This window comes from Modicisalibacter xianhensis (assembly GCF_900113605.1).
In the GTDB taxonomy this organism is placed as follows: Bacteria; Pseudomonadota; Gammaproteobacteria; order Pseudomonadales; family Halomonadaceae; genus Modicisalibacter; species Modicisalibacter xianhensis.
Window position 1 is genome coordinate 214,956 of record NZ_FOPY01000002.1, and the last position, 19,480, is coordinate 234,435.

General features: G+C 64.2%; 22 protein-coding genes. 12 read left to right on the forward strand and 10 right to left on the reverse strand.

Translation table 11 applies throughout. From position 1 onward, the window contains the following. Positions 1 to 8: 8 nt before the first annotated feature. The 4 genes from hemF to BM194_RS02875 all read right to left on the reverse strand — a co-directional run bounded on the left by hemF (position 9) and on the right by BM194_RS02875 (position 3,815). Positions 9 to 941, reverse strand: a complete 933-nt coding sequence (gene hemF / locus BM194_RS02860) for an oxygen-dependent coproporphyrinogen oxidase (protein WP_092843439.1) — start codon at positions 939 to 941, stop codon at positions 9 to 11. Between the two features lie 53 nt (positions 942 to 994). Next, positions 995 to 1,549, reverse strand: coding sequence for an L-threonylcarbamoyladenylate synthase type 1 TsaC (gene tsaC / locus BM194_RS02865; protein WP_092843441.1), 555 nt, complete (start codon positions 1,547 to 1,549; stop codon positions 995 to 997). Between the two features lie 61 nt (positions 1,550 to 1,610). After that, on the reverse strand, positions 1,611 to 2,708 hold the full coding sequence (gene dprA / locus BM194_RS02870) for a DNA-processing protein DprA (RefSeq protein ID WP_177223329.1): 1,098 nt from the start codon (positions 2,706 to 2,708) through the stop codon (positions 1,611 to 1,613). A 9-nt stretch (positions 2,709 to 2,717) separates the two neighbouring features. Next, positions 2,718 to 3,815 carry a LysM peptidoglycan-binding domain-containing protein gene (locus BM194_RS02875; protein WP_092843445.1) on the reverse strand — a complete coding sequence of 366 codons (1,098 nt, stop codon included), beginning with the start codon at positions 3,813 to 3,815 and terminating at the stop codon, positions 2,718 to 2,720. 199 nt (positions 3,816 to 4,014) lie between these two features. Between BM194_RS02875 and def the strand changes: the two genes are divergently transcribed. From def to BM194_RS02910, 7 genes are all read left to right on the forward strand, one after another. Continuing rightward, on the forward strand, positions 4,015 to 4,527 hold the full coding sequence (gene def, locus BM194_RS02880; RefSeq protein ID WP_092843447.1) for a peptide deformylase: 513 nt from the start codon (positions 4,015 to 4,017) through the stop codon (positions 4,525 to 4,527). 140 nt (positions 4,528 to 4,667) lie between these two features. Beyond that, on the forward strand, positions 4,668 to 5,651 hold the full coding sequence (gene fmt / locus BM194_RS02885) for a methionyl-tRNA formyltransferase (protein WP_092843449.1): 984 nt from the start codon (positions 4,668 to 4,670) through the stop codon (positions 5,649 to 5,651). Further along, a complete protein-coding gene (gene rsmB / locus BM194_RS02890) occupies positions 5,648 to 6,967 on the forward strand; it encodes a 16S rRNA (cytosine(967)-C(5))-methyltransferase RsmB (protein ID WP_092843451.1) in 1,320 nt (439 codons plus the stop codon). Before fmt ends, rsmB begins: the two co-directional genes overlap by 4 nt. 90 nt (positions 6,968 to 7,057) lie before the next feature. After that, complete coding sequence (locus BM194_RS02895; protein ID WP_092843453.1) at positions 7,058 to 7,264, forward strand: dodecin; 207 nt, start codon at positions 7,058 to 7,060, stop codon at positions 7,262 to 7,264. A 112-nt stretch (positions 7,265 to 7,376) separates the two neighbouring features. Beyond that, positions 7,377 to 8,750 (forward strand): Trk system potassium transporter TrkA, encoded by a 1,374-nt coding sequence (gene trkA, locus BM194_RS02900; protein WP_092843455.1) that lies wholly within the window; start codon positions 7,377 to 7,379, stop codon positions 8,748 to 8,750. 51 nt (positions 8,751 to 8,801) lie between these two features. After that, positions 8,802 to 10,250, forward strand: a complete 1,449-nt coding sequence (locus BM194_RS02905) for a TrkH family potassium uptake protein (protein WP_092843457.1) — start codon at positions 8,802 to 8,804, stop codon at positions 10,248 to 10,250. 67 nt (positions 10,251 to 10,317) lie between these two features. Continuing rightward, complete coding sequence (locus BM194_RS02910) at positions 10,318 to 11,538, forward strand: TraB/GumN family protein (RefSeq protein ID WP_092843459.1); 1,221 nt, start codon at positions 10,318 to 10,320, stop codon at positions 11,536 to 11,538. Here BM194_RS02910 and BM194_RS02915 read toward each other — a convergent pair. The 3 genes from BM194_RS02915 to BM194_RS02925 all read right to left on the reverse strand — a co-directional run bounded on the left by BM194_RS02915 (position 11,530) and on the right by BM194_RS02925 (position 14,251). Further along, positions 11,530 to 12,339, reverse strand: a complete 810-nt coding sequence (locus BM194_RS02915; RefSeq protein ID WP_092843461.1) for a tRNA-uridine aminocarboxypropyltransferase — start codon at positions 12,337 to 12,339, stop codon at positions 11,530 to 11,532. The genes BM194_RS02910 and BM194_RS02915 overlap by 9 nt on opposite strands. A 99-nt stretch (positions 12,340 to 12,438) precedes the next feature. Continuing rightward, positions 12,439 to 13,389 (reverse strand): bile acid:sodium symporter family protein, encoded by a 951-nt coding sequence (locus tag BM194_RS02920; protein WP_092843463.1) that lies wholly within the window; start codon positions 13,387 to 13,389, stop codon positions 12,439 to 12,441. A gap of 136 nt (positions 13,390 to 13,525) precedes the next feature. After that, positions 13,526 to 14,251: an SIR2 family NAD-dependent protein deacylase gene (locus tag BM194_RS02925; RefSeq protein WP_092843465.1), complete on the reverse strand. Its 726-nt coding sequence runs from the start codon at positions 14,249 to 14,251 to the stop codon at positions 13,526 to 13,528. A 115-nt stretch (positions 14,252 to 14,366) separates the two neighbouring features. On the opposite strand from BM194_RS02925, the gene BM194_RS02930 reads away from it, so the two are divergent. From BM194_RS02930 to BM194_RS02950, 5 genes are all read left to right on the forward strand, one after another. Continuing rightward, positions 14,367 to 15,122, forward strand: coding sequence for a pseudouridine synthase (locus BM194_RS02930; protein ID WP_092843467.1), 756 nt, complete (start codon positions 14,367 to 14,369; stop codon positions 15,120 to 15,122). Further along, entirely contained in the window at positions 15,119 to 15,973 is an 855-nt protein-coding gene (tcdA, locus tag BM194_RS02935) for a tRNA cyclic N6-threonylcarbamoyladenosine(37) synthase TcdA (protein ID WP_092843469.1), read from the forward strand. Before BM194_RS02930 ends, tcdA begins: the two co-directional genes overlap by 4 nt. Beyond that, entirely contained in the window at positions 15,963 to 16,196 is a 234-nt protein-coding gene (locus BM194_RS02940; protein WP_092843471.1) for a DUF1653 domain-containing protein, read from the forward strand. The genes tcdA and BM194_RS02940 overlap by 11 nt, the downstream gene beginning before the upstream one ends. A gap of 126 nt (positions 16,197 to 16,322) precedes the next feature. After that, positions 16,323 to 16,829, forward strand: coding sequence for a 5-(carboxyamino)imidazole ribonucleotide mutase (gene purE / locus BM194_RS02945; protein WP_092843473.1), 507 nt, complete (start codon positions 16,323 to 16,325; stop codon positions 16,827 to 16,829). A gap of 3 nt (positions 16,830 to 16,832) precedes the next feature. Then, on the forward strand, positions 16,833 to 17,924 hold the full coding sequence (locus tag BM194_RS02950) for a 5-(carboxyamino)imidazole ribonucleotide synthase (RefSeq protein WP_092843475.1): 1,092 nt from the start codon (positions 16,833 to 16,835) through the stop codon (positions 17,922 to 17,924). Between the two features lie 90 nt (positions 17,925 to 18,014). Here BM194_RS02950 and bfr read toward each other — a convergent pair whose 3' ends face one another. From bfr to BM194_RS02965, 3 genes are all read right to left on the reverse strand, one after another. Beyond that, a complete protein-coding gene (bfr, locus tag BM194_RS02955) occupies positions 18,015 to 18,494 on the reverse strand; it encodes a bacterioferritin (RefSeq protein WP_092843477.1) in 480 nt (159 codons plus the stop codon). Positions 18,495 to 18,682: 188 nt separating this feature from the next. After that, positions 18,683 to 18,886 (reverse strand): bacterioferritin-associated ferredoxin, encoded by a 204-nt coding sequence (locus BM194_RS02960; protein WP_092843479.1) that lies wholly within the window; start codon positions 18,884 to 18,886, stop codon positions 18,683 to 18,685. Between the two features lie 126 nt (positions 18,887 to 19,012). Further along, positions 19,013 to 19,471: an RDD family protein gene (locus BM194_RS02965; protein ID WP_092843481.1), complete on the reverse strand. Its 459-nt coding sequence runs from the start codon at positions 19,469 to 19,471 to the stop codon at positions 19,013 to 19,015. Positions 19,472 to 19,480: the final 9 nt, after the last annotated feature.

Consider the following 19,480-nt stretch of genomic DNA (forward strand, 5'->3'; position numbering starts at 1 on the left):
ATCGGCGCTTACGGCGCGGAACGCTCGGCATCGTTCAGCCAGTCGCGCGGGCGCAGATAATCGCGATACAGCACCTCTTCGCGGCTGCCCGGCTCCGGGGTCCAGCCATAGTGCCACTCGGCGACCGGTGGCATCGACATCAGGATCGACTCGGTACGGCCGCCACTCTGCAAGCCGAACAGCGTACCGCGATCCCACACCAGGTTGAACTCGACGTAACGTCCACGACGATAAGCCTGGAAGGCCCGCTCGTGCTGACCGTAGTCGTCGTGACGGCGGCGTTTGACAATGGGCAGGTAAGCATCAAGAAAACTATCGCCCACGGCGCGCTGGAAGGCGAAGCACTCGGAAAAATCCCACTCGTTCAAATCATCGAAGAACAAGCCACCGACGCCGCGAGTCTCGTTGCGGTGCTTGAGATAGAAATACTCGTCGCACCAGGCCTTGTAACGAGCATAGACGTCCTCACCGAACGGCAGGCAGGCGTTACGGGCCACCCGGTGCCAGTGAATCACATCCTCCTCGACCGGATAGAACGGCGTGAGATCGTAACCGCCGCCAAACCACCAGACCGGTGCTTCTCCGGCCTTCTCGGCAATGAAGAAGCGCACGTTGCCGTGGCTGGTCGGCACATGCGGGTTATGCGGATGCATGACCCAGGAGACCCCGACGGCATGAAAGCTGCGCCCGGCCAGTTCAGGACGTGCCGCCGTGGCGGAAGGCGGAAGCGTCTCGCCGTGCACGTGGGAAAAGTTCACGCCGCCCTTTTCGAAGACGGCACCGTTTTCGATGACCCGCGAGCGACCCCCGCCACCCTCGGGGCGATCCCAGGCGTCCTCCCGGAATCCGGCCTCGCCGTCCTCGTCGGCCAGGGCCTGGCAAAGACGATCCTGCAAGTCGAGAAGATACTGCTTGACGTCATCGAGATGGGCGTGTGCCACACAACACTCCTTGGATTGGCGTTCGTGAAGCCATGCCCTCGGCTGGGGCATGGCTAGGCGCGCAGCACCTCGCCACTGCGCAGATCGCGGATGGTACTGGGACGCGAATGGCCACCCAGCGGTCCGTCGAGAACATGGACCGCTGAGCCAAACTGATGGCTAACGGTGTCGGCGTCCCGGGCCGGCGGTGCGCCGGCGGTATTGGCCGAGGTCGATACGACCGGTCCGCCAAAGGCGGCGCACAGCTCACCGACCAGCGGATGATCGCTGACGCGCAACGCCACACTGGGGTGCTCGCCGCGCAGCAAGGGATGGGAACGTCCGTTGTCCGGTACCAGCCAGGTGTTCGGCCCCGGCCAGCTCGCGGCGAGGAGTTCCCGGTCCTGCGCTTCCAGGCCGGCCAGCCAGGGTTCCAATTGTGCGATATGCCCGGCGATCAGGATCAGGCCCTTGGCCGGATCACGCTGCTTGAGCCGAATCAGGGTTGCCAGGGCCTCGGCATTGTCGGGATCGCATCCCAAACCCCATACAGCCTCGGTCGGATAGGCGAGGATGCCACCCTGACGAAGGGCGGCGACGGCAGCATCCAGAGCGTGACGTTCGGTCATCGTTTGCGACTCGACTGAAAGACTGGGGCGAGATTCTAGCACGCCCGGCAGCGGCCAACAGCTACCCGGGCAGCCGGACCCAGCCACCCGGCGCCTGAGTCACGCGCCCCTCGAGCTCGAGCTCCAGCAGTCGCTGCTGACAGTGGCCGAAGCCTTGACCGGACAGGTCGATCAACAGATCGAGTGGCGTTGGTGCATCGCTGAGTAGCGCCAGCAGCGGATCCTCCGGCGCCGACTTGGCCTGCGAAACGGCAGCGCCACCCGGCGGGCTCGTCGCCAGTGCTGGCAGCGACCAATGCGTCAATTCGGCAAGAATGTCTTCGACACTCGTGACCAAGGCCGCGCCCTGGCGCAGCAGCGTGAGACAGCCTCTGGCCTGGGGGTTGTTGATCGAGCCCGGCAGGGTGAAGACATCGCGATTCTGTTCCATGGCCAGACGTGCACTGATCAGCGAGCCGCTTTTCTCTGCCGCCTCGACGACCAGCACTCCCAAAGACATCCCGGTAATGATGCGATTGCGGCGCGGAAAGAACGCCGGGTTGGCACGCACTCCCGGCGCGTGCTCGCTGACCAGCAGCCCGCCGCGCTCCAGCATCTGCCGATAGAGCCCGGTGTGACGTGCGGGATAGACCACGTCGATGCCGCACCCCAGCACGCCGATGCTGGTTCCGCCAGCCTCCAGCGCCGCATGGTGGGCCTGGCCATCGACGCCCAGGGCCATGCCGCTGATCACTGCCAGCCCGGCCCTGGCCAGGTCACCGGCGAAGCGCGCGGTATTGCCCAGCCCTTCACGGGTGGGACGGCGTGTCCCGACAATGGCCAGCCCCGGCACATCCAGTGCCTCCAGGCTACCCTGCGCCCAGAGCAGCGGTGGCGGATCGGGAAGCTCATCAAGCAGAGCCGGCCAGGCGGGATGTGATGGCGTCAGCAGATGGTGTGCGGCATCACGAGACGCCCAGCCGAGGGCCCGTTCGATCTCCGCCTGGAGCGGACTTCGCGAGGGATGTTCCAGCCAGAGTCGCAAGGCATCGCGGGCCGGTCCGGGCAACAGCGCCAGCCAGCCATCGGGCCATTCGGGTTGGCGCGCCTTCAAGCTGGTGATGCGTCGAGCACCGAGTCCCGGGAGTCGTGACAACACCAGCCATTCCTTGGCAGTCATGGCCATGCGTCACACGCCCCCGTCATTGATCAGCCTGTCCACGCCTTGCGGCGAATGGACCCGGTCGCCCACTGCCAGACTGCGTGTGGCATGCATGACCAGTGCATAGCTGATCCGGTCGTAGACGCGAAACACCATCAACCAGCCGGCATCCTCGCCGGGCAGGCGAATCAGTTCCTGGGTAACGGGATCGGTGACCAGTTCGCCCCGCTGCTCCACGGCCAGGACGTGCCCGGGCTCGAGGCCATCGCGTTCGCCAAGGTCGAGCGCCACCACGTCCAGCCTGCCGATGAACTGGACGCCCCCGGGTACCGCCAGGATATGGCCCTCGCTCGGCCGGTCAGGCGCGCGCGGTTGAAATTCGGGTGTGACCGGCAACGATTCGAGAGGCAACACCAGGTCAGCATCGCGAATCTCCTGTCGCGAGGATACCACCTCGAGCATGGCAATGTCGCCCTGCTGGCGGATGAAGCGCGCCTCTCCCAGTGTTTCGAGCTCCACACCGAGAAACTCGCCGGTGTCGGGATCCTCGTAGCGCTGTCCCGGGCGATAGAGACCGAAGCGCTGCATGGACGGCAACGTACCGCGCACATAAAGCCGATCGCCGGCCCCGCTGATGATGCGCCGGTCGTTGCCGGCAACCACATACGGCACCGCCTCGGTCATGCCTGGCTCGACGATGCGGTTGCCTTCGAGGAAGCTTTCGACGGTGTCCAGAGGCAGGGGAGGAATGGCTTCGCGTCGCGGCACCTGGCGCACCTCGGGCGACAGCCGGACCACACTCCCCTGGCCGCGCTCTAGCCCCAGGCGGGGCTGACCGTTCTCGTAGTAGAGATAAACGCTGTCACCGGGATAGATCAGATGGGGATTGCGAATCTGGGGGTTGACGTCCCAGACCTCGGGCCACTGCCAAGGGTGCTGCAGGAAACGCCCCGAGATATCCCACAACGTATCGCCCTTGACCACGGTATAGCGAGCCGGCGCGTCCTGACGCAACTCGCTCGTGAGTGCCACGGCAGGCGTCGCCAGCAGGGCACCGGCCAAAGCCCCGGCCACCCAGCCGAACAGGTGCGGGCGGCGCACCTCCCCGTCTAACCTCTTTATCATCCCCTGTTCCCTATCGAGGCCGGCCCTGGCGGGAAACCGGCTTTTTTCTTTTGCTGACGTGACCGCGCCGAACCCCCGCGCGGTCATCCTGTCAAAGTGAATACCCACCCGGATGCCGCCAAAGGTTCCGTTACCCGGCGGCGCGCACTACAATATGCCTAATGTTCTCGTAACTTTGCACAACGGTAATTTAAACGCCATGGCCAAGCTAGACATCCTCGAATTCCCCGACGAGCGCCTGCGCACCAAGGCGGCGCCGGTCGACGTCGTCGACGATGAGGTACGCACCCTGGTCGACGACATGCTCGAAACCATGTACGACGCCCGTGGTATTGGCCTGGCGGCGACACAGGTCGACGTGCACCGCCGGGTCATCGTGATCGACGTGAGCGACGATCGTTCGCAGCCACTGGTGCTGATCAATCCGCAATACACGCCGCTCGGCGACGAGCGCGAGCCGATGCAGGAAGGCTGCCTGTCGATTCCCGAATACTATGCCGAAGTGCCGCGTGCCCTGCGCGTCCACCTCAAGGCACTCGGCCGTGACGGCCAGCCCTACGAACTGGAAGCCGACGGCTTGCTCGCGCATTGCATCCAACATGAGCATGACCATCTCGAAGGCGTGCTGTTCGTGGATTACCTCTCGCCGCTCAAGCGCGACCGCGTACGCAAGAAGATGGAGAAGCGCCACAAGCAGATGCAGGGCGCCTGACTTCCACGTCACTCAGTCAAAAGACTGACACAGCCAGGACCGGACTCCCGTCCGGTCCTGGCGTTTCTGGTAGCGACGTTTTGACTTCCGCTCCCCTTCGCTATCATGCCTCTCATGCTTCTCTACCATGGATGCCCTTCATGTCCCGACCCTTGCGTGTGGTGTTCGCCGGCACCCCGGTGTTTGCCGCCGACAGCCTCAAGGCGTTGCTTGCCAGTCAGCACGATGTCATCGCCGTCTACACCCAGCCGGACCGCCCCGCCGGACGCGGGCGCAAGCTGACCCCGAGCCCGGTCAAGGCGCTTGCCCAGCAGCACGGCATCAAGGTCTTTCAGCCCGAGTCTCTCAAGAATGCCGAGGCCCAGCAGACGCTGGCGTCACTCGGTGCCGACGTCATGGTCGTCGTGGCCTACGGCCTGCTGCTGCCACAGGCCGTACTCGACACGCCGCGCCTGGGCTGCATCAACGTTCACGCCTCGCTGCTGCCACGCTGGCGTGGCGCCGCCCCGATCCAGCGCGCCATCGAGGCCGGCGACAGCGAGACGGGCATCACCATCATGCAGATGGATGCCGGTCTCGATACCGGTGACATGCTGCTGACACGTCGTCTTCCCATCGACACGGCGACGATCGGTGGCGCACTGCACGACCAACTGGCTCACCTCGGCGGCAAGGCGATTGTCGAGGCTCTCGACGCACTGGCTTCCGGTGAATTGTCGGCCACGCCACAGCCAAGCGAGGGCGTTACCTATGCCGCCAAGCTCTCCAAGGCCGAGGCCGAACTCGACTTCAATCGCCCGGCCTCGGAACTGGCCGCTCGTATCCGTGCCTTCAACCCCTGGCCGGTCGCCTGGACCCTGCTCGACGGGCAGCCTCTGCGCCTCTGGCTGGCCGAGTCCGAACCCGCAACCGGTTCCGCCACGCTTCCAGGCACCCTGCTCGAGCCGGCCGGCGATGCCCTGCGCATCGCCTGCGGCCCGGACGGTACCCAGGTGCTGAGAATTACCCAGGCCCAGTTGCCCGGGGGCAAGCCCCTGACGGCGCGTGATCTGCTCAACTCCCGCGCCGAACGCTTTGCACCAGGCACTTGCCTCGGCCATTCCCGTCAGGAGGACACGGCATGAATGACACATCCAGCGGTCAGGGCGTCCGGGTTGCCGCTGCGCGTGCCCTGGTACCGGTATTGACCGGCAAGGGCTCGCTGGCCACGCTCGATGATAGCGTCGTGCCAGCACGCGATCGCGCCTTCCTGCGTGCGCTCTGCTATGGAGTGTGCCGGACGTTACCGCGTCTCGAGGCGCTTGCTGCCGAGTTGTTGCGAAGCCCGTTCAAGGCGCGCGACACCGACGTCAAGGCATTGCTGCTGCTGGGCATTCACCAGTTACTTTATCTGCGGGTCCCCCCGCATGCCGCCGTCGGCGAAACCGCCGGCGCGGCCCGCCTGCTCAACAAGGAGTGGGCCACCAAGGTGATCAATGGCTGCCTGCGGCGCCTGCAGCGCGAGTCGGAGACGCTGCAGGCCCGGGTCGATAGTGATACTCATGTCGCCCTGCTGCATCCCGTATGGCTGATGCGTTCGCTGCGCCAGGCCTGGCCCGACGACTGGCAGGCGATTGCCGAGGCTAACAATCGTCCCGGCCCGATGACGCTGCGCGTCAATCGCCGCCTGACCACCCGAGATGCCTACCTGCAGCGACTCGAGCAGGCCGGCAAGCCGGCCACGCCCTGCACCTATTCCGCGGACGGTCTGACCCTGGAAACGCCCTGCGATATCAGCGAGCTACCCGGCTTTGCAGACGGCGAGGCCAGCGTCCAGGACGAGGCTGCGCAACTCGCTGCGTCGTTGCTGGCACCAGCGTTGCAGCAGCGATCCGGCGCGCGCGTGCTGGATGCCTGCTGCGCCCCGGGCGGCAAGGCCGCCCACCTGCTCGAAGCCTACGATGTCGCCCTGACAGCTATCGACAATGACGCCAGTCGCCTCGCGCGCGTCGCTGCGACCCTGGGCCGCCTCAACCAGACCGCACACCTGAAGCATGCCGACGCCAGCGAACTCGACTGGTGGGACGGCGAACCTTACGATGCGATTCTGCTGGATGCACCGTGTTCGGGTACCGGGGTCATCCGACGCCACCCCGACATCAAGCAACTGAGACGCCCCAGCGACATACGCGATCTCGCCTCGCTGCAGGCGCGCCTGCTGGATAACCTTTGGCAAACCCTGGCCCCCGGCGGCACCCTGCTCTACGCCACCTGCTCGGTGATGCAGGAAGAGAACGCCAACGCCATCGAGGCGTTCCTGTCCCGCACGCCGGATGCCCGGGCCTCGACACCGACAGATGTGGCCTGGGGCCGTGCCGCTGGCGCTGGACGCCAACTGCTGCCGCGCATCGACGGACACGATGGGTTCTTCTACGCGCGCCTGGAGAAGTCGGCCAGTTAGACAGCGGGCCGGACACTGCACCTATACTGGCGAGGGAATTCGGCACTGCTCGTCAGTGCCGGTCATTACTCACCGGTTAGGAGGACTGGCATGTCCAATCATGTCTACAAGCACATCGAAGTCACCGGCTCCTCGCCCAAGGGGATCGAGGACGCCGTCGAGCAGGCCATCGCCAAGGCCAACGAGTCGTTGCACGACATGCGCTGGTTCGAGGTCGTGGATACCCGTGGCCACATCGAACACGGGCGTATCGCGCACTGGCAGGTCACTGTCAAGATCGGCTTCACGCTGAACTGAGCCACCTGGCGCCAGCGCTCGGGCCCGTTTGGTCGGGCCCTGTCCCCGGCGCCCCTGTCTGGTTTATGCTAGCGCGTCACAACGGACCACCCCGTATGCGGAACCCCCATCGATGAAGATCATCATTCTGGGCGCCGGTCAGGTCGGCGGTACGCTAGCCGAACACCTGGCCCATGAAGAAAACGATATCACCGTGGTCGATACCGACACGGGACGCTTGCGTGAACTGCACAACCGGCTGGATATCCGCACCGTGACCGGTCCGGCATCCTACCCCATGGTGCTGCGCCAGGCCGGTGGCGAGGATGCCGACATGCTGATCGCCGTGACCAACTCCGACGAGGTCAACATGGTGGCCTGTCAGGTGGCGCATACCCTGTTCCGCACCCCGACCAAGATCGCCCGCGTGCGGGCCGCCGCCTACCTGACCCGCAAAGGGCTGTTTTCCAACGAGGCCGTGCCGATCGACGTACTGATCAGCCCGGAGCAGGTGGTCACCGACCACATCCGCCGCCTGATCGTTTACCCGGGTGCCCTGCAGGTGCTCGAATTTGCCGGTGGCCAGGCCCAGCTGGTTGCGGTCAAGGCCTACTACGGCGGTCCGCTGGTGGGCCAGGAGTTGGGATTCCTGCGCCGACACATGCCTAATGTCGATACTCGTGTCGCCGCCATCTATCGGCGTAATCGACCGATCATTCCACGCGGAGATACCGTCATAGAAGCCGACGACGAAGTCTTCTTCATCGCCGCACGCAAGGATATCCGCGCGGTAATGAGCGAGCTGCGCAAGGTGGAGCGCGACTTTCGCCGCGTGATCATCGCCGGGGGCGGCAACATCGGTCAGCGCCTGGCCGAACAGCTCGAGCACAGCCATCAGGTCAAGATCATCGAGCACGACCTGGATCGCTGCACGGTGCTCTCCGAACGGCTCGACCGTACCGTGGTCCTGCATGGCAGCGCCACCAGCAAGCGCCTGCTGATCGAAGAGAATATCGAGGACTGCGATATCTTCTGCGCGCTGACCAACGACGACGAGGTCAACATCATGTCGTCGATGCTGGCCAAGCGCCTGGGCGCCAAGAAGGTCCTGACCCTGATCAACAATGCCGCCTACGTCGACCTGGTCCAGGGCGGCGAGATCGACATCGCGATCTCGCCCCAGCAGGCCACCATCGGCGGCTTGTTGACTCACGTGCGCCGCGGCGACATCGTCAACGTCCACTCGCTGCGTCGAGGTGCCGCCGAGGCAATCGAGGCCATCGCCCACGGCGATTCGCGTTCGTCCAAGGTCGTCGGCCGCACCATCGACGAGATCGCCCTGCCGGCCGGCACCACCATCGGAGCCATCGTACGCGGTCAGGAAGTGCTCATCGCCCATGACGACGTGGTAGTCGAATCAGGCGATCACGTCATCCTGTTCGTGGTCGACAAGCGGCGTATCCGTGATGTCGAGCGGCTGTTCCAGGTAGGCCTGACTTTCTTCTGATACACCGGACACAATAACGACTCACATGCCTAACGCGGGAAACACCACGCCATGAGCCCACGCGTGACACTACGCATTCTCGGGCTACTGCTGATGCTGTTCAGCCTGACCCTGGTGCCACCAATCGCGATTTCCTGGCTGCTCGTCGATGGCGTGTGGGACGCCTTCGCCATTGCCATGGCGATCACGGCCGTGACCGGCGCCGTGCTCTACATCCCCAACCGGCAGGCCCGCAAGGAGTTGCGTACTCGGGACGGTTTCCTGATCACGGTGCTGTTCTGGAGCGTGCTGGGGCTGTTCGGGTCGCTGCCGCTGATGCTCGCCAGCGACCCGGCGCTATCGTGGACTGATGCCGTCTTCGAGTCGTTTTCGGGGCTGACTACCACAGGCGCCACGGTGATTACGGGGATCGACCTGCTGCCCGACTCCATTCGTTACTACCGGCAGCAACTGCAGTGGCTGGGCGGCATGGGAATCGTGGTACTGGCGGTAGCCATCCTGCCCACCCTGGGTATCGGCGGCATGCAGCTCTATCGCACCGAGATTCCCGGTCCGCTCAAGGATTCCAAGCTGACTCCGCGCATCACCGAGACCGCCAAGGCGCTGTGGTACATCTATGCCGCACTAACACTGGCCTGCTTTGCTGCCTTCTGGGCGGCCGGCATGAACTGGTTCGATGCCCTCGGTCATAGTTTCTCGACCGTGGCCATCGGCGGCTTTTCCACCTATGACGCCAGTATTGGCTACTTCGACAGCGCCACCATCGAGACGATCTGCATCGTGTTCATGATCCTGTCCTCGATCAGCTTCGGACTGCACTTCGCGGCCTGGCGCGAAAAGCGACTGGGCCAGTACATGCGTGACCCCGAGTTTCGCTTCTTCATCCTGTTCCTGATGTTGCTCAGCGCCATCAGTGTCCTGGTGCTGCTGGTCAGCGACACCTACAACGACATGACCGGGGTCCGCCACGGTATTTTCGAGGCTGTCTCGGTGGCGACCACCTCCGGCTTCGGTGTGGCCGACTTCTCGGCCTGGCCCGGCGCCCTGCCGTTCATGCTGTTCGTCGCGGCGTTCGTGGGCGCCTGCTCCGGGTCGGCCGGCGGCGGCATGAAGGTCATCCGTATCCTGCTGATCCTCAAGCAGGGCGGGCGCGAGGTGCTGCGCCTGATCCACCCCAACGCGGTAATCGCCGTCAAGGTCGGGCGTACCAGCGTGCCGGACAGCGTCTCACAGGCGGTATGGGGCTTCTTCTCGGTCTACGTGATGCTGTTCTTCCTGATGCTGATCGGCATGCTAGCCACCGGGCTGGACCAGGTCACCGCCTGGTCGGCGGTCGGCTCGGCACTCAACAACCTCGGCCCGGGACTCGGCGGGGTGGCCAACCACTATGGTGACATCCCCTCTGCGGCGAAATGGATCCTGGTAGTGGCCATGGTGCTGGGGCGCCTGGAGATCTTCACCGTTCTGGTCCTGTTCACCCCTGCCTTCTGGCGCCGTTGAGCGGGTTTGGCCTGCCCCCGACACTCGTGGATAATCGGTTGCTCGATTCCACAGCAAGCGAGCGTCCATGATCGAAACTCAGGACACCCCCCGCGAAGACATTCAGGACGGTCCCCGCCGGGTCATCGAGTGCGGCGATACCCGCTACACCCTGCTGGGTACCGCCCACGTCTCCCGTGCCAGCGCCGATGAGGTTCGCGAACTGATTCGCTCCGGCGAGTACGATGCCGTGGCCATCGAACTCTGCGAATCGCGCTACAAGAGCCTCACCGAGCCGGATAGCCTGGCCAATCAGGACCTGTTCGAGGTGTTCCGCCAGGGCAAGGCCGGGATGGTCGCCGCCAGCCTGGCGCTGGGCGCCTTTCAGCAGCGTGTCGCCGAACAATCGGGTATCGAACCCGGAGCGGAGATGCGCGCAGCGGTCAAGGAAAGTCAGCGGGCCACCCTGCCGCTGGTGCTGGTCGACCGGGACGTCGGCGTGACGCTCAAGCGCATCTATGGCAACGTGCCCTGGTGGCAGCGTGCCGGCCTTATCAGCGGCCTGTTCGGCAGCCTGCTGTCGCGCCAGAAAGTGTCCAGCGAGGAGATCGAGCGCCTCAAGCAGGGCGACGTGCTGGAGTCCACCTTTCGCGAATTCGCCGAACAGTCGGAAGCCCTCTACACGCCCCTGATCGCCGAACGCGACCGTTACATGGCACTGCGCCTGGCCGAAGAGAGCCCGCCCGGACGTTACCGCAATGTGCTGGTGGTGATCGGGGCCGGGCACCTCAAGGGGCTGGCCGAGCATCTGTCGCAGCCGCTGCCCGACGACCCGGCCATCGAACGCCGCGATCTGGACGAGACACCTACCCGGGCTCGCTGGTGGAAAGCCATACCCTGGGCGATCACCGCCCTGGTGCTGGCCGGCTTCGTCATCGGTTTTTCCCGCGACACCCAACTCGGCTGGCAACTGGTCGGCGAGTGGTTTCTGATCAATGGCGTCCTGTCAGGCCTCGGCGCCGCTATTGCCCTGGCGCACCCACTGACGGTGATCGCCACTTTCTTTGCCGCCCCGCTGACCTCGCTCAATCCCACCATCGGGGCCGGCTTCGTGGCCGCTGGCGTGGAGCTCTCCCTGCGCCGCCCCAAGGTGCGCGACTTTTCGCGCCTGCGCCATGACGTGTCATCGCTCAAGGGCTGGTGGCGCAATCGTGTTTCGCGCACCCTGCTGGTGTTCCTGCTGGCGACCGTCGGCTCGGCAGCCGGCACCTGGATTGCCGGGCTGCGCATCGCCGGCCAGTTACTCTGAGCCCTGCTCCCGCAGGCGGCGCATTGCCGGGGTCGGGGCGTCCAGCTTGTGATGCCTGCGACTGGCCGCGTAACTGTCGTTGAAGGCGTCGAAGTAGTCGTCGAGGATGGCCGAAGCCTGGGTGTTCCCGCTCTGACGCAGCAACTCGGCGGCGACTTCGGCGGTACACAGATGCGCGGCCGAGGCTGGTTTGCGCAGGTGATAGCGGGTCAGCCGCTCGCTGTGCAGCGGCAGCACCGGCAGACAATCCAGATAGGGGCTCTTGCGAAACATCCGTCGCGCCTGACGCCATGTGCCATCGAGGATGATGAACACCGGAATGCGACCGGCATTCGACACCTCGTCGACTGCCTCGATGCCGACCACGCGATCGGCATAGTCCGGCTGGTCGTCGGGAAAGATAATGAAGGGCGCGAATCGCGCATCCTCGAGGTGCGCCAGCAATGTCGCATCAGGCGCCGTACGGTACCAGGTGAAGACTTCGGTGGTATCCAGGATGTCGCCGATGAGCCGCCCGGTGTTGGTGGGCTTGTTGTGTTCCAGCGGGTGCGTCAGCAGCCAGAAGCGCGCCTGGCTGTGGGCGCTTACCCGATACGGGCACAGGCAATTAAGCGTGGGCAGCCGACACCCCTCGCAGCGCTCGACGAAACTACCCCGCGCCTTGAATGGCCGACGCGGCGGACGGGGCCGGCCAGTCGCCGGGTCACGTTCCCAGAGGCTATCGCCGGAAAAATGCTGGTCGGCCAGAGGGGCCTCGGTGCAGGTCGCCGTGTCCGCGTCGTCGCGAGTGTCGCTCGTCATGGGATTGCCGGAATCGATATGAAAAGGGGCTAAAAAGGGACTAATAAAAGGGCCGGGCATTCTAGCATGCCCGGCCCTGTTTGCCGTGTCCCCGCGAGGTCAATCGGCGATCGGGCGTGCCCCGCCCTCGGCATCCGTTACCGGCCGACGCTTCCAGTAGCCAGCGAGCAGCGATCCCGACACGTTGTGCCAGACCGAGAACAGCGCACCCGGCAGGGCTGCCGAGGCGCTGAAGAACTGATTGGCCAGTGCCACGGCCAGCCCCGAGTTCTGCATGCCGACCTCGATGGCGATGGTACGCGCGACACGCTGATCGAACCCCAGCAGCCGGCCCACACCGTAACCGCCAGCCAGACCGATGGCGTTATGCAGGATGACCGCCACGGCGACCAGCGGCCCGAGGGTCGCCAGTCGGCCGGCATTGAGCCCAACCACGATGGCGATGATCAGCACAATGGCCGCCATGGCGACAGTCGCCAGCAGAGGCTCGACACGACGGATCTGTTGCCCGAGGAAATGGTGGACAACGACGCCCAGGGCAATCGGGGCAATGACAAGCTGGGCGATGCTCATGAACATCCCTGCCACCGGTACCTCGACGCTCTGGCCGACCAGCAGCCAGGTCAGCAAGGGGGTGGCGACTACCGAGATCAGGGTGGAAACCAGGGTCATCGACACCGACAGGGCGACGTGGCCACCGGCCAGCCAGGTCATGACGTTGGACGCAGTGCCGCCGGCCGTGGCCCCGACCAGCACCATGCCGGTCGTCAGCGCCGCATCCAGGCCCAACGCCCAGGATACCGCCAGGGCGGCTACCGGCATCACCGTGAACTGCAGAACCACGCCCACTGCCACCGGCAGCGGCGCACGCAGCACGCCGAGAAAATCATGACGCGACAGGGTCAGGCCCATGGCGAACATGATGATGGCCAGCAGCAGCTTGATCTGCCCGGCCAGGCTGGTGAACCAGCCGGGTTGCCAGGCGGCCAGGATGGCAAAGAGGATCGCCCAGACGGGGAACAGGCGATTGAGGCGTTCGAAAATCGACATGACGTGTCCTGATAGCGTTGCTGATATCGGCCGCTCTATGCGGCGCTTATGGTTGCCGGCCAGGCAGGCCGGGAGCGCTATCTTGCCCCATCTGGCGCGTCCGGTGAAGACAGCCGCCCTTCATGCCTTCATGACATTACAACCACTCCGGCACCCAGAGCCGGTTCTCCCGTTTCCAGTGCTCGGCCAGGGTCGGCAGCCCCTCGCTGGCCGGTCTATCGAGCGCCTTGACCCACCTGGGCGACAAATGCGATGCCTTGGGGTCGACGAGAATGCACGGACATTCCACCGGCGCCTGATCGACCAGCATCGCTGCCGGCATGACGCTCAGCGAGGTGCCGACCACCAGCAGCAGGTCTGCCTCGGCGACGATGTCGCAGGCGTGCGGATAGGTGGGTACTGCCTCGCCGAACCACACCACATGCGGCCTGAGCTGGCTGCCCTTGTCACACAGGTCGCCCAGCTTGATGCCGCCACGCGGCAGCGGATAGAGCAGCCGCGGGTCGATGCTCGAGCGCGCCTTGAGGATCTCGCCATGCAGGTGCAGTACATCGCGCGAACCGGCACGCTCATGCAGGTCGTCGATATTCTGGGTGACGATGCGCACATCGAAACCGGCCTGCTCCAGCTCGGCCAGGGCATGATGGGCCGGGTTGGGCTTGGCCCGACGTACCTGGGTGCGTCGCTCGTCATAGAAGCGCAGCACCAGTTCGGGATCGCGAACCCAGGCCTCGGGCGTGGCCACATCCTCGATGGCGTGGTTCTCCCACAGACCATCGCCGTCGCGGAAGGTCTTCAAGCCGCTTTCTGCGCTGATGCCGGCGCCGGTGAGTACCACCAGGCGCGGTTGGGAATCGGTCATGTCACACTGCCTGCTGAGAAAATACGCACCACAGGATAGCCGACACCACTTCAAAGATGACACAGCGCGATACGATGGCGACAATAGCGACCCATTCACGAATTGCAGAACGCCCATGAGCCAGGTCCTGCCCATCGTCTATCAGGACGAGTCGCTCGTCGCCGTCCGCAAGCCGTCAGGACTGCTCGTGCATCGCACGGCGCTGGCGCGCGGCGAGTCGCGCTTCGCCTTGCAGATAGTGCGCGACCAGTTGGATCGTCACGTCTATCCGGTGCATCGCCTGGACCGGCCTACCTCAGGACTGTTGCTTTTCGCCCTGTCACCATCGATAGCCAACGCTATCAGCGAGGCATTCACCGCCCAGCAGGTGCGCAAGCGTTACCTGGCAGTAGTCCGCGGTGTCGGCCCCGAGCATGAATGGCTCGACAACCCGCTGCGCGAAGAGGACGGCACTCGTCCCAAGGCAGAGATGCCAGCTCAGCCTGCCTGCACGCAAATACGTCGACTCGACAGCGTCGAGTTGCCGGTACAGGTGGACCGCTATCCCCAGGCGCGCTATTCACTGATGGAGGCGCGCCCAACCACCGGTCGTCGTCACCAGATTCGTCGCCATCTCTCCCTGCGCGGCTATCCAATCATTGGCGACGCCAAGCACGGCAAGGGGCGCCACAACCGCTTTTTTCGCGACCAGCTGGGCTGCAGTCGCCTGCTGCTTGCCGCCGTGGGGCTGGGCTTTCGTCACCCGGCACGTGATGCCGTACTGCACTTGTCCGCCGCACTCGATGGCGACATGCAACGCCTGTTCGAGTCCTTCGGCTGGGCCGGGCACCTGCCGCATGACGGGATTCACTGGGATGAAGCGTTGACATGAACCTCTCTGAAACGGATGCCATGACTGACGACTACGAGTTTCGCTTCGGCGGGATCCGCCGCTTGTATGGCGCTCGTGCCGCTCGCCATTTTCGCCAGGCCCATGTGGTCGTGGTCGGTGTCGGCGGTGTGGGCAGTTGGGCAGTCGAGGCCTTGGCGCGCGCCGGTATCGGCAAGCTGACCCTGATCGACCTGGACGACGTCTGTGTCTCCAACGTCAACCGTCAGCTGCATGCTCTCGACGGTACCATTGGCCGCCCCAAGGTCGACGTACTGGCCGAGCGCTGCCGAGCGATTCACCCCGGCATCGATATCGTCGCCGACACGGCCTTCGTCACGCCGAGCAACCTTGCCGAGCGCATTCCAGAAGACGCCGACCACGTTATTGATGCCATCGACAGCGTGGTCGCCAAGGCCGCACTGATCGCCTGGTGCAAGCGCCGCAAGCTGGGCCTGACGGTCACCGGTGCCGCCGGTGGTCAGACCGACCCCACCCGCATCAAGGTCGCCGACCTGACGCGGACCGAGCATGACCCGTTGCTGGCCAAGGTGCGCTCACGCCTGCGCCGCGATTTCGGCTTTTCGCGTAACCCCAAGCGCCGCTATAGCGTGGAATGCGTCTATTCTGACGAGCAATTGGTCTATCCCGGCAGCGACGGCGAAGTCTGCCTGCAGAAACCCGGTCAGGGCGAAGCCACCCGCCTCGACTGCGCCAGCGGCTTTGGCGCCGCGACGTTCGTCACCGGCAGCTTCGGCTTCGTTGCCGCGTCTCGGACACTTGCGCGCCTGGCGCGCGAGGCGACCCGACGCGCCCAGCCCGACGTTATCGAGGAGCCCCATGATGTCACATGACCACCCTCGCCCCGTGCCCGGCATCTACCGGCACTACAAGGGCCAGACCTACGAGGTACTCGGCGTGGCGCACCACAGCGAAACCGAAGAGCCTCTGGTTGTCTACCGCGCCTTGTACGGGGACTACGGTCTCTGGGTACGCCCGCTAGACATGTTCACCGAGACCGTCGAGGTACAGGGCGAGCCGGTACGGCGTTTCGAACTGGAAACCCCTTTCCGGTGAACCCCGGAAGCGACGGGCATGCCAGCCCCAGCCGGGAATGGTATACTCCGGCGCTTCTTTTGAGCGGGGGCACCCCCGGGCCTGTGCAAGGCCAGCCATCGGCGTAGTGAATCGAGCGGAGGAAGCATGAGCGCACGGGTAGGCGTCATCATGGGATCAAAGTCGGACTGGGCGACCATGTGTCATACGGCCGAGACCCTGGAGCAGCTGGGCATCGCCCATGAAGTCAAGGTCGTCTCGGCCCACCGCACGCCCGATCTGCTGTTCGAGTATGCCGAGACGGCAGCCGGACGCGGGCTGGAAGTGATCATCGCCGGGGCCGGTGGCGCCGCTCACCTGCCAGGCATGGCAGCAGCCAAGACCTGCCTGCCGGTACTGGGCGTACCGGTTCAGTCGAGCATGCTCAGCGGCGTCGACTCGTTGCTGTCGATCGTGCAAATGCCGGCCGGCATTCCCACCGGCACCCTGGCCATCGGCCGTGCCGGTGCCATCAATGCCGCCCTGCTGGCTGCCGCTATGCTCGGTAACAAGTACCCCGAGGTTCGTCAAGCCCTGGAGCGCTATCGCGCCGAACAGACGCGCAAGGTCCTCGACCAGCCCGACCCCGGCCAGCCCGACAATCAGGAGGCCTGAACCATGCGTATCGGTGTGATCGGTGGCGGCCAGCTTGGTCGCATGCTCGCCGAAGCCGGCGCCGGCTTCGACGCCCGCTTTACCTTTCTCGACCCTTCGGAATCCGCATGTGCCGCCGTGCATGGCCGACATATCCAGGCCGACTGGAACGACACCGCCGCACTCGAGCAACTGCTTGCTGCCAGCGACGCGATCACCTTCGAGTTCGAGAACGTCTCGTCCGACGTAGTCGCCATGCTCGCCGAGCAACGCCCCGCCTATCCACCGGCCCGTGCACTGGCGACAGCACGTGACCGCTGGTCGGAAAAGAGCCTGTTCCGGTCGCTGGACATCCCCCTGCCGCCGGTAGCGAAAATCGATAGCCAGGCCGACCTCGACGCCGCCGTTGCGGACATCGGTCTGCCGGCAGTGCTCAAGACACGCACGCTGGGCTATGACGGCAAGGGCCAGAAGGTGCTGCGCCAGGCCGGCGACGTCACCGACGCCTTTGCCGAACTGGGCAACGTGCCGCTGGTGCTCGAGGGTTTCATCGATTTCGACCATGAAGTCTCGGTTGTCGCGGTACGTGGCCGTGACGGCGAGACCCGGGTCTGGCCGCTGGTGCGCAACGAACACCGCCAGGGCATGCTGCACTGCTCGGTGCCACAGATTGACCATCCGTTGCAGGCCCAGGCCGAGGATTACGCCAATCGCGTGCTGGCCGAACTCGACTATGTCGGCGTGATGGCCTTCGAGTTCTTCGTCCAGGGCGAAACCTTGCTCGCCAACGAGATCGCCCCGCGTGTCCACAATTCTGGTCACTGGACGATCGAAGGGGCCGAAACCAGCCAGTTCGAGAATCACCTGCGTGCCGTGTGCGGCCTGCCGCTGGGTTCGACGGCACGTCTGGCACCTTGCGCCATGCTCAATGTCATTGGCGCCCTGCCCGAACGCGATGCCGTGCTGGCCGTTCCCGGCACCCGTTGGCACGACTACGGCAAGGCCCCGCGCCCCGGACGCAAGATCGGTCATATCACCGTGCTGGCGTCCAGCGATGCGCAATTGCAGGAGCGCCTGAATGCCGTGGAGCAGTTGCTGACCAACGACCTGGGCTGAGCAATCTTCCATGCCTCACGCATAAACACCAAGGGCGCCCGATGGGCGCCCTTGGTGTTGTAGCAATCGCTGTAGTCACGAAGACGATGATCAATCTTCGGCGGCGTGCATCTGCTTCTGCAGGTAGTTCTCGATCCCCACCTTGTCGATCAGGCTGAGTTCGGTTTCCAGCGCGTCGATATGCTCTTCCTCGTCATCGAGGATTTCACGGAACAGATCGCGGCTGACGTAATCGCGTACCTGCTCGCAGTAGGTGATGGCCTCGATCAAGTCGTTACGCCCCTTGTGCTCTGCCGCCAGGTCGGCCTCGAGCATTTCGCGGGTGTTCTCGCCGATGTGGAGCTTGCCGAGATCCTGCAGGTTGGGAATCCCTTCCAGGAAGAGAATACGCTCGATCAGCTTGTCGGCATGGTTCATCTCGTCGATGGACTCATCGTATTCCCACTTGGCCAGTTTCATCAGGCCCCAGTCCTTGTACATCTTGGCATGCAAAAAGTACTGGTTGATTGCGACAAGCTCATTGCCGAGCGTGATGTTGAGATGTTCGATGACCTTGGCGTCGCCTTTCATGGTGATCTCCTCACAGGTGCCTTTGTCGGGGAGCAGCAGGGAGTCACGCCCGCTCGCTCAGGTGCAGGAAAGTATCACCCATGAAAAAGAAAAAGTCTAATTGCGCCAATGAGTTAAAAAACTTACTCGCATTTGGCAAACGTTGACGAATGCCAATTAAAGTACGCCTCGACGCGATTCGCGCGGTGTCAGACGGCGTAGGCGAGATCCGCGCCGGGAACGAGTTCGCGTGCTATGGCATCGCGGGTGATGGTCTTGCCGACACAGGCGCACTTGCCGCATTGCGTGCCACAGCCGGTCTGCTCACGGACTTCGCGCCAGCTACGCGCCCCCTCTTCCACGGCCTGACGGATTGCCTTGTCGGATACGCCTTTGCATAAACACACGTACATTGCATCACCCCGCTTGGTATCGCGAAGTCAAATGTAAATGATTCGCATAGGGCCCTGCAAGCGGAATTATGTAACGCTATTGATTCAATAGCTAAATACAACCAGCAAGGCGGAACCCTGAAGACGCTAGGTCGGGGTACGCTTGCCCCGTTCAGGTTTGGGCAGGACGACGACCCGCGACCGGGAGACAATATCGGGCCAGCTGCGTTTCTCGCTATCGAAAAGAATCCACCAGTAACCCAGCCCGAAGGCTGCCAACGAGACGATGGCGACCAAGAAGCGGATCAGGCTTTGCTGCAACGAGACGGACCGGCCGTCCAGGTCCTGCACGCGCAGGCGCCAGGCCTGCATGCCCAGTGTCATGCCGGCACGCATCCAGAAATAGGCAAAGAAGGCGAATGTCACCACGAACAGGGTGCTATGGAATAAAGGCGACTCGTTCGCCTCGCCCCCGTTGAGCGCCACGGCAACGAAACCGACCAGCATCCACACCGCCAGCAATACCAGGGCATCGTAGACCATGGCCATCAGGCGGCGTAGCAGCCCGGCGGGCCAGACATTATCGAGATCGGAAAAATAGCGCATGGTCATCAT

What these genes read in the sequence shown, in the direction of transcription:
- tsaC (WP_092843441.1), bottom strand. Translation starts at nt 1,549, where the DNA reads ATGACCGAACGTCACGCTCTGGATGCTGCCGTCGCCGCCCTTCGTCAG.
- dprA (WP_177223329.1), bottom strand. Translation starts at nt 2,708, where the DNA reads ATGACTGCCAAGGAATGGCTGGTGTTGTCACGACTCCCGGGACTCGGT.
- BM194_RS02875 (WP_092843445.1), bottom strand. Translation starts at nt 3,815, where the DNA reads ATGATAAAGAGGTTAGACGGGGAGGTGCGCCGCCCGCACCTGTTCGGC.
- def (WP_092843447.1), top strand. Translation starts at nt 4,015, where the DNA reads ATGGCCAAGCTAGACATCCTCGAATTCCCCGACGAGCGCCTGCGCACC.
- fmt (WP_092843449.1), top strand. Translation starts at nt 4,668, where the DNA reads ATGTCCCGACCCTTGCGTGTGGTGTTCGCCGGCACCCCGGTGTTTGCC.
- rsmB (WP_092843451.1), top strand. Translation starts at nt 5,648, where the DNA reads ATGAATGACACATCCAGCGGTCAGGGCGTCCGGGTTGCCGCTGCGCGT.
- BM194_RS02895 (WP_092843453.1), top strand. Translation starts at nt 7,058, where the DNA reads ATGTCCAATCATGTCTACAAGCACATCGAAGTCACCGGCTCCTCGCCC.
- trkA (WP_092843455.1), top strand. Translation starts at nt 7,377, where the DNA reads ATGAAGATCATCATTCTGGGCGCCGGTCAGGTCGGCGGTACGCTAGCC.
- BM194_RS02905 (WP_092843457.1), top strand. Translation starts at nt 8,802, where the DNA reads ATGAGCCCACGCGTGACACTACGCATTCTCGGGCTACTGCTGATGCTG.
- BM194_RS02910 (WP_092843459.1), top strand. Translation starts at nt 10,318, where the DNA reads ATGATCGAAACTCAGGACACCCCCCGCGAAGACATTCAGGACGGTCCC.
- BM194_RS02915 (WP_092843461.1), bottom strand. Translation starts at nt 12,339, where the DNA reads ATGACGAGCGACACTCGCGACGACGCGGACACGGCGACCTGCACCGAG.
- BM194_RS02920 (WP_092843463.1), bottom strand. Translation starts at nt 13,389, where the DNA reads ATGTCGATTTTCGAACGCCTCAATCGCCTGTTCCCCGTCTGGGCGATC.
- BM194_RS02925 (WP_092843465.1), bottom strand. Translation starts at nt 14,251, where the DNA reads ATGACCGATTCCCAACCGCGCCTGGTGGTACTCACCGGCGCCGGCATC.
- BM194_RS02930 (WP_092843467.1), top strand. Translation starts at nt 14,367, where the DNA reads ATGAGCCAGGTCCTGCCCATCGTCTATCAGGACGAGTCGCTCGTCGCC.
- tcdA (WP_092843469.1), top strand. Translation starts at nt 15,119, where the DNA reads ATGAACCTCTCTGAAACGGATGCCATGACTGACGACTACGAGTTTCGC.
- BM194_RS02940 (WP_092843471.1), top strand. Translation starts at nt 15,963, where the DNA reads ATGTCACATGACCACCCTCGCCCCGTGCCCGGCATCTACCGGCACTAC.
- purE (WP_092843473.1), top strand. Translation starts at nt 16,323, where the DNA reads ATGAGCGCACGGGTAGGCGTCATCATGGGATCAAAGTCGGACTGGGCG.
- BM194_RS02950 (WP_092843475.1), top strand. Translation starts at nt 16,833, where the DNA reads ATGCGTATCGGTGTGATCGGTGGCGGCCAGCTTGGTCGCATGCTCGCC.
- bfr (WP_092843477.1), bottom strand. Translation starts at nt 18,494, where the DNA reads ATGAAAGGCGACGCCAAGGTCATCGAACATCTCAACATCACGCTCGGC.
- BM194_RS02960 (WP_092843479.1), bottom strand. Translation starts at nt 18,886, where the DNA reads ATGTACGTGTGTTTATGCAAAGGCGTATCCGACAAGGCAATCCGTCAG.
- BM194_RS02965 (WP_092843481.1), bottom strand. Translation starts at nt 19,471, where the DNA reads ATGCGCTATTTTTCCGATCTCGATAATGTCTGGCCCGCCGGGCTGCTA.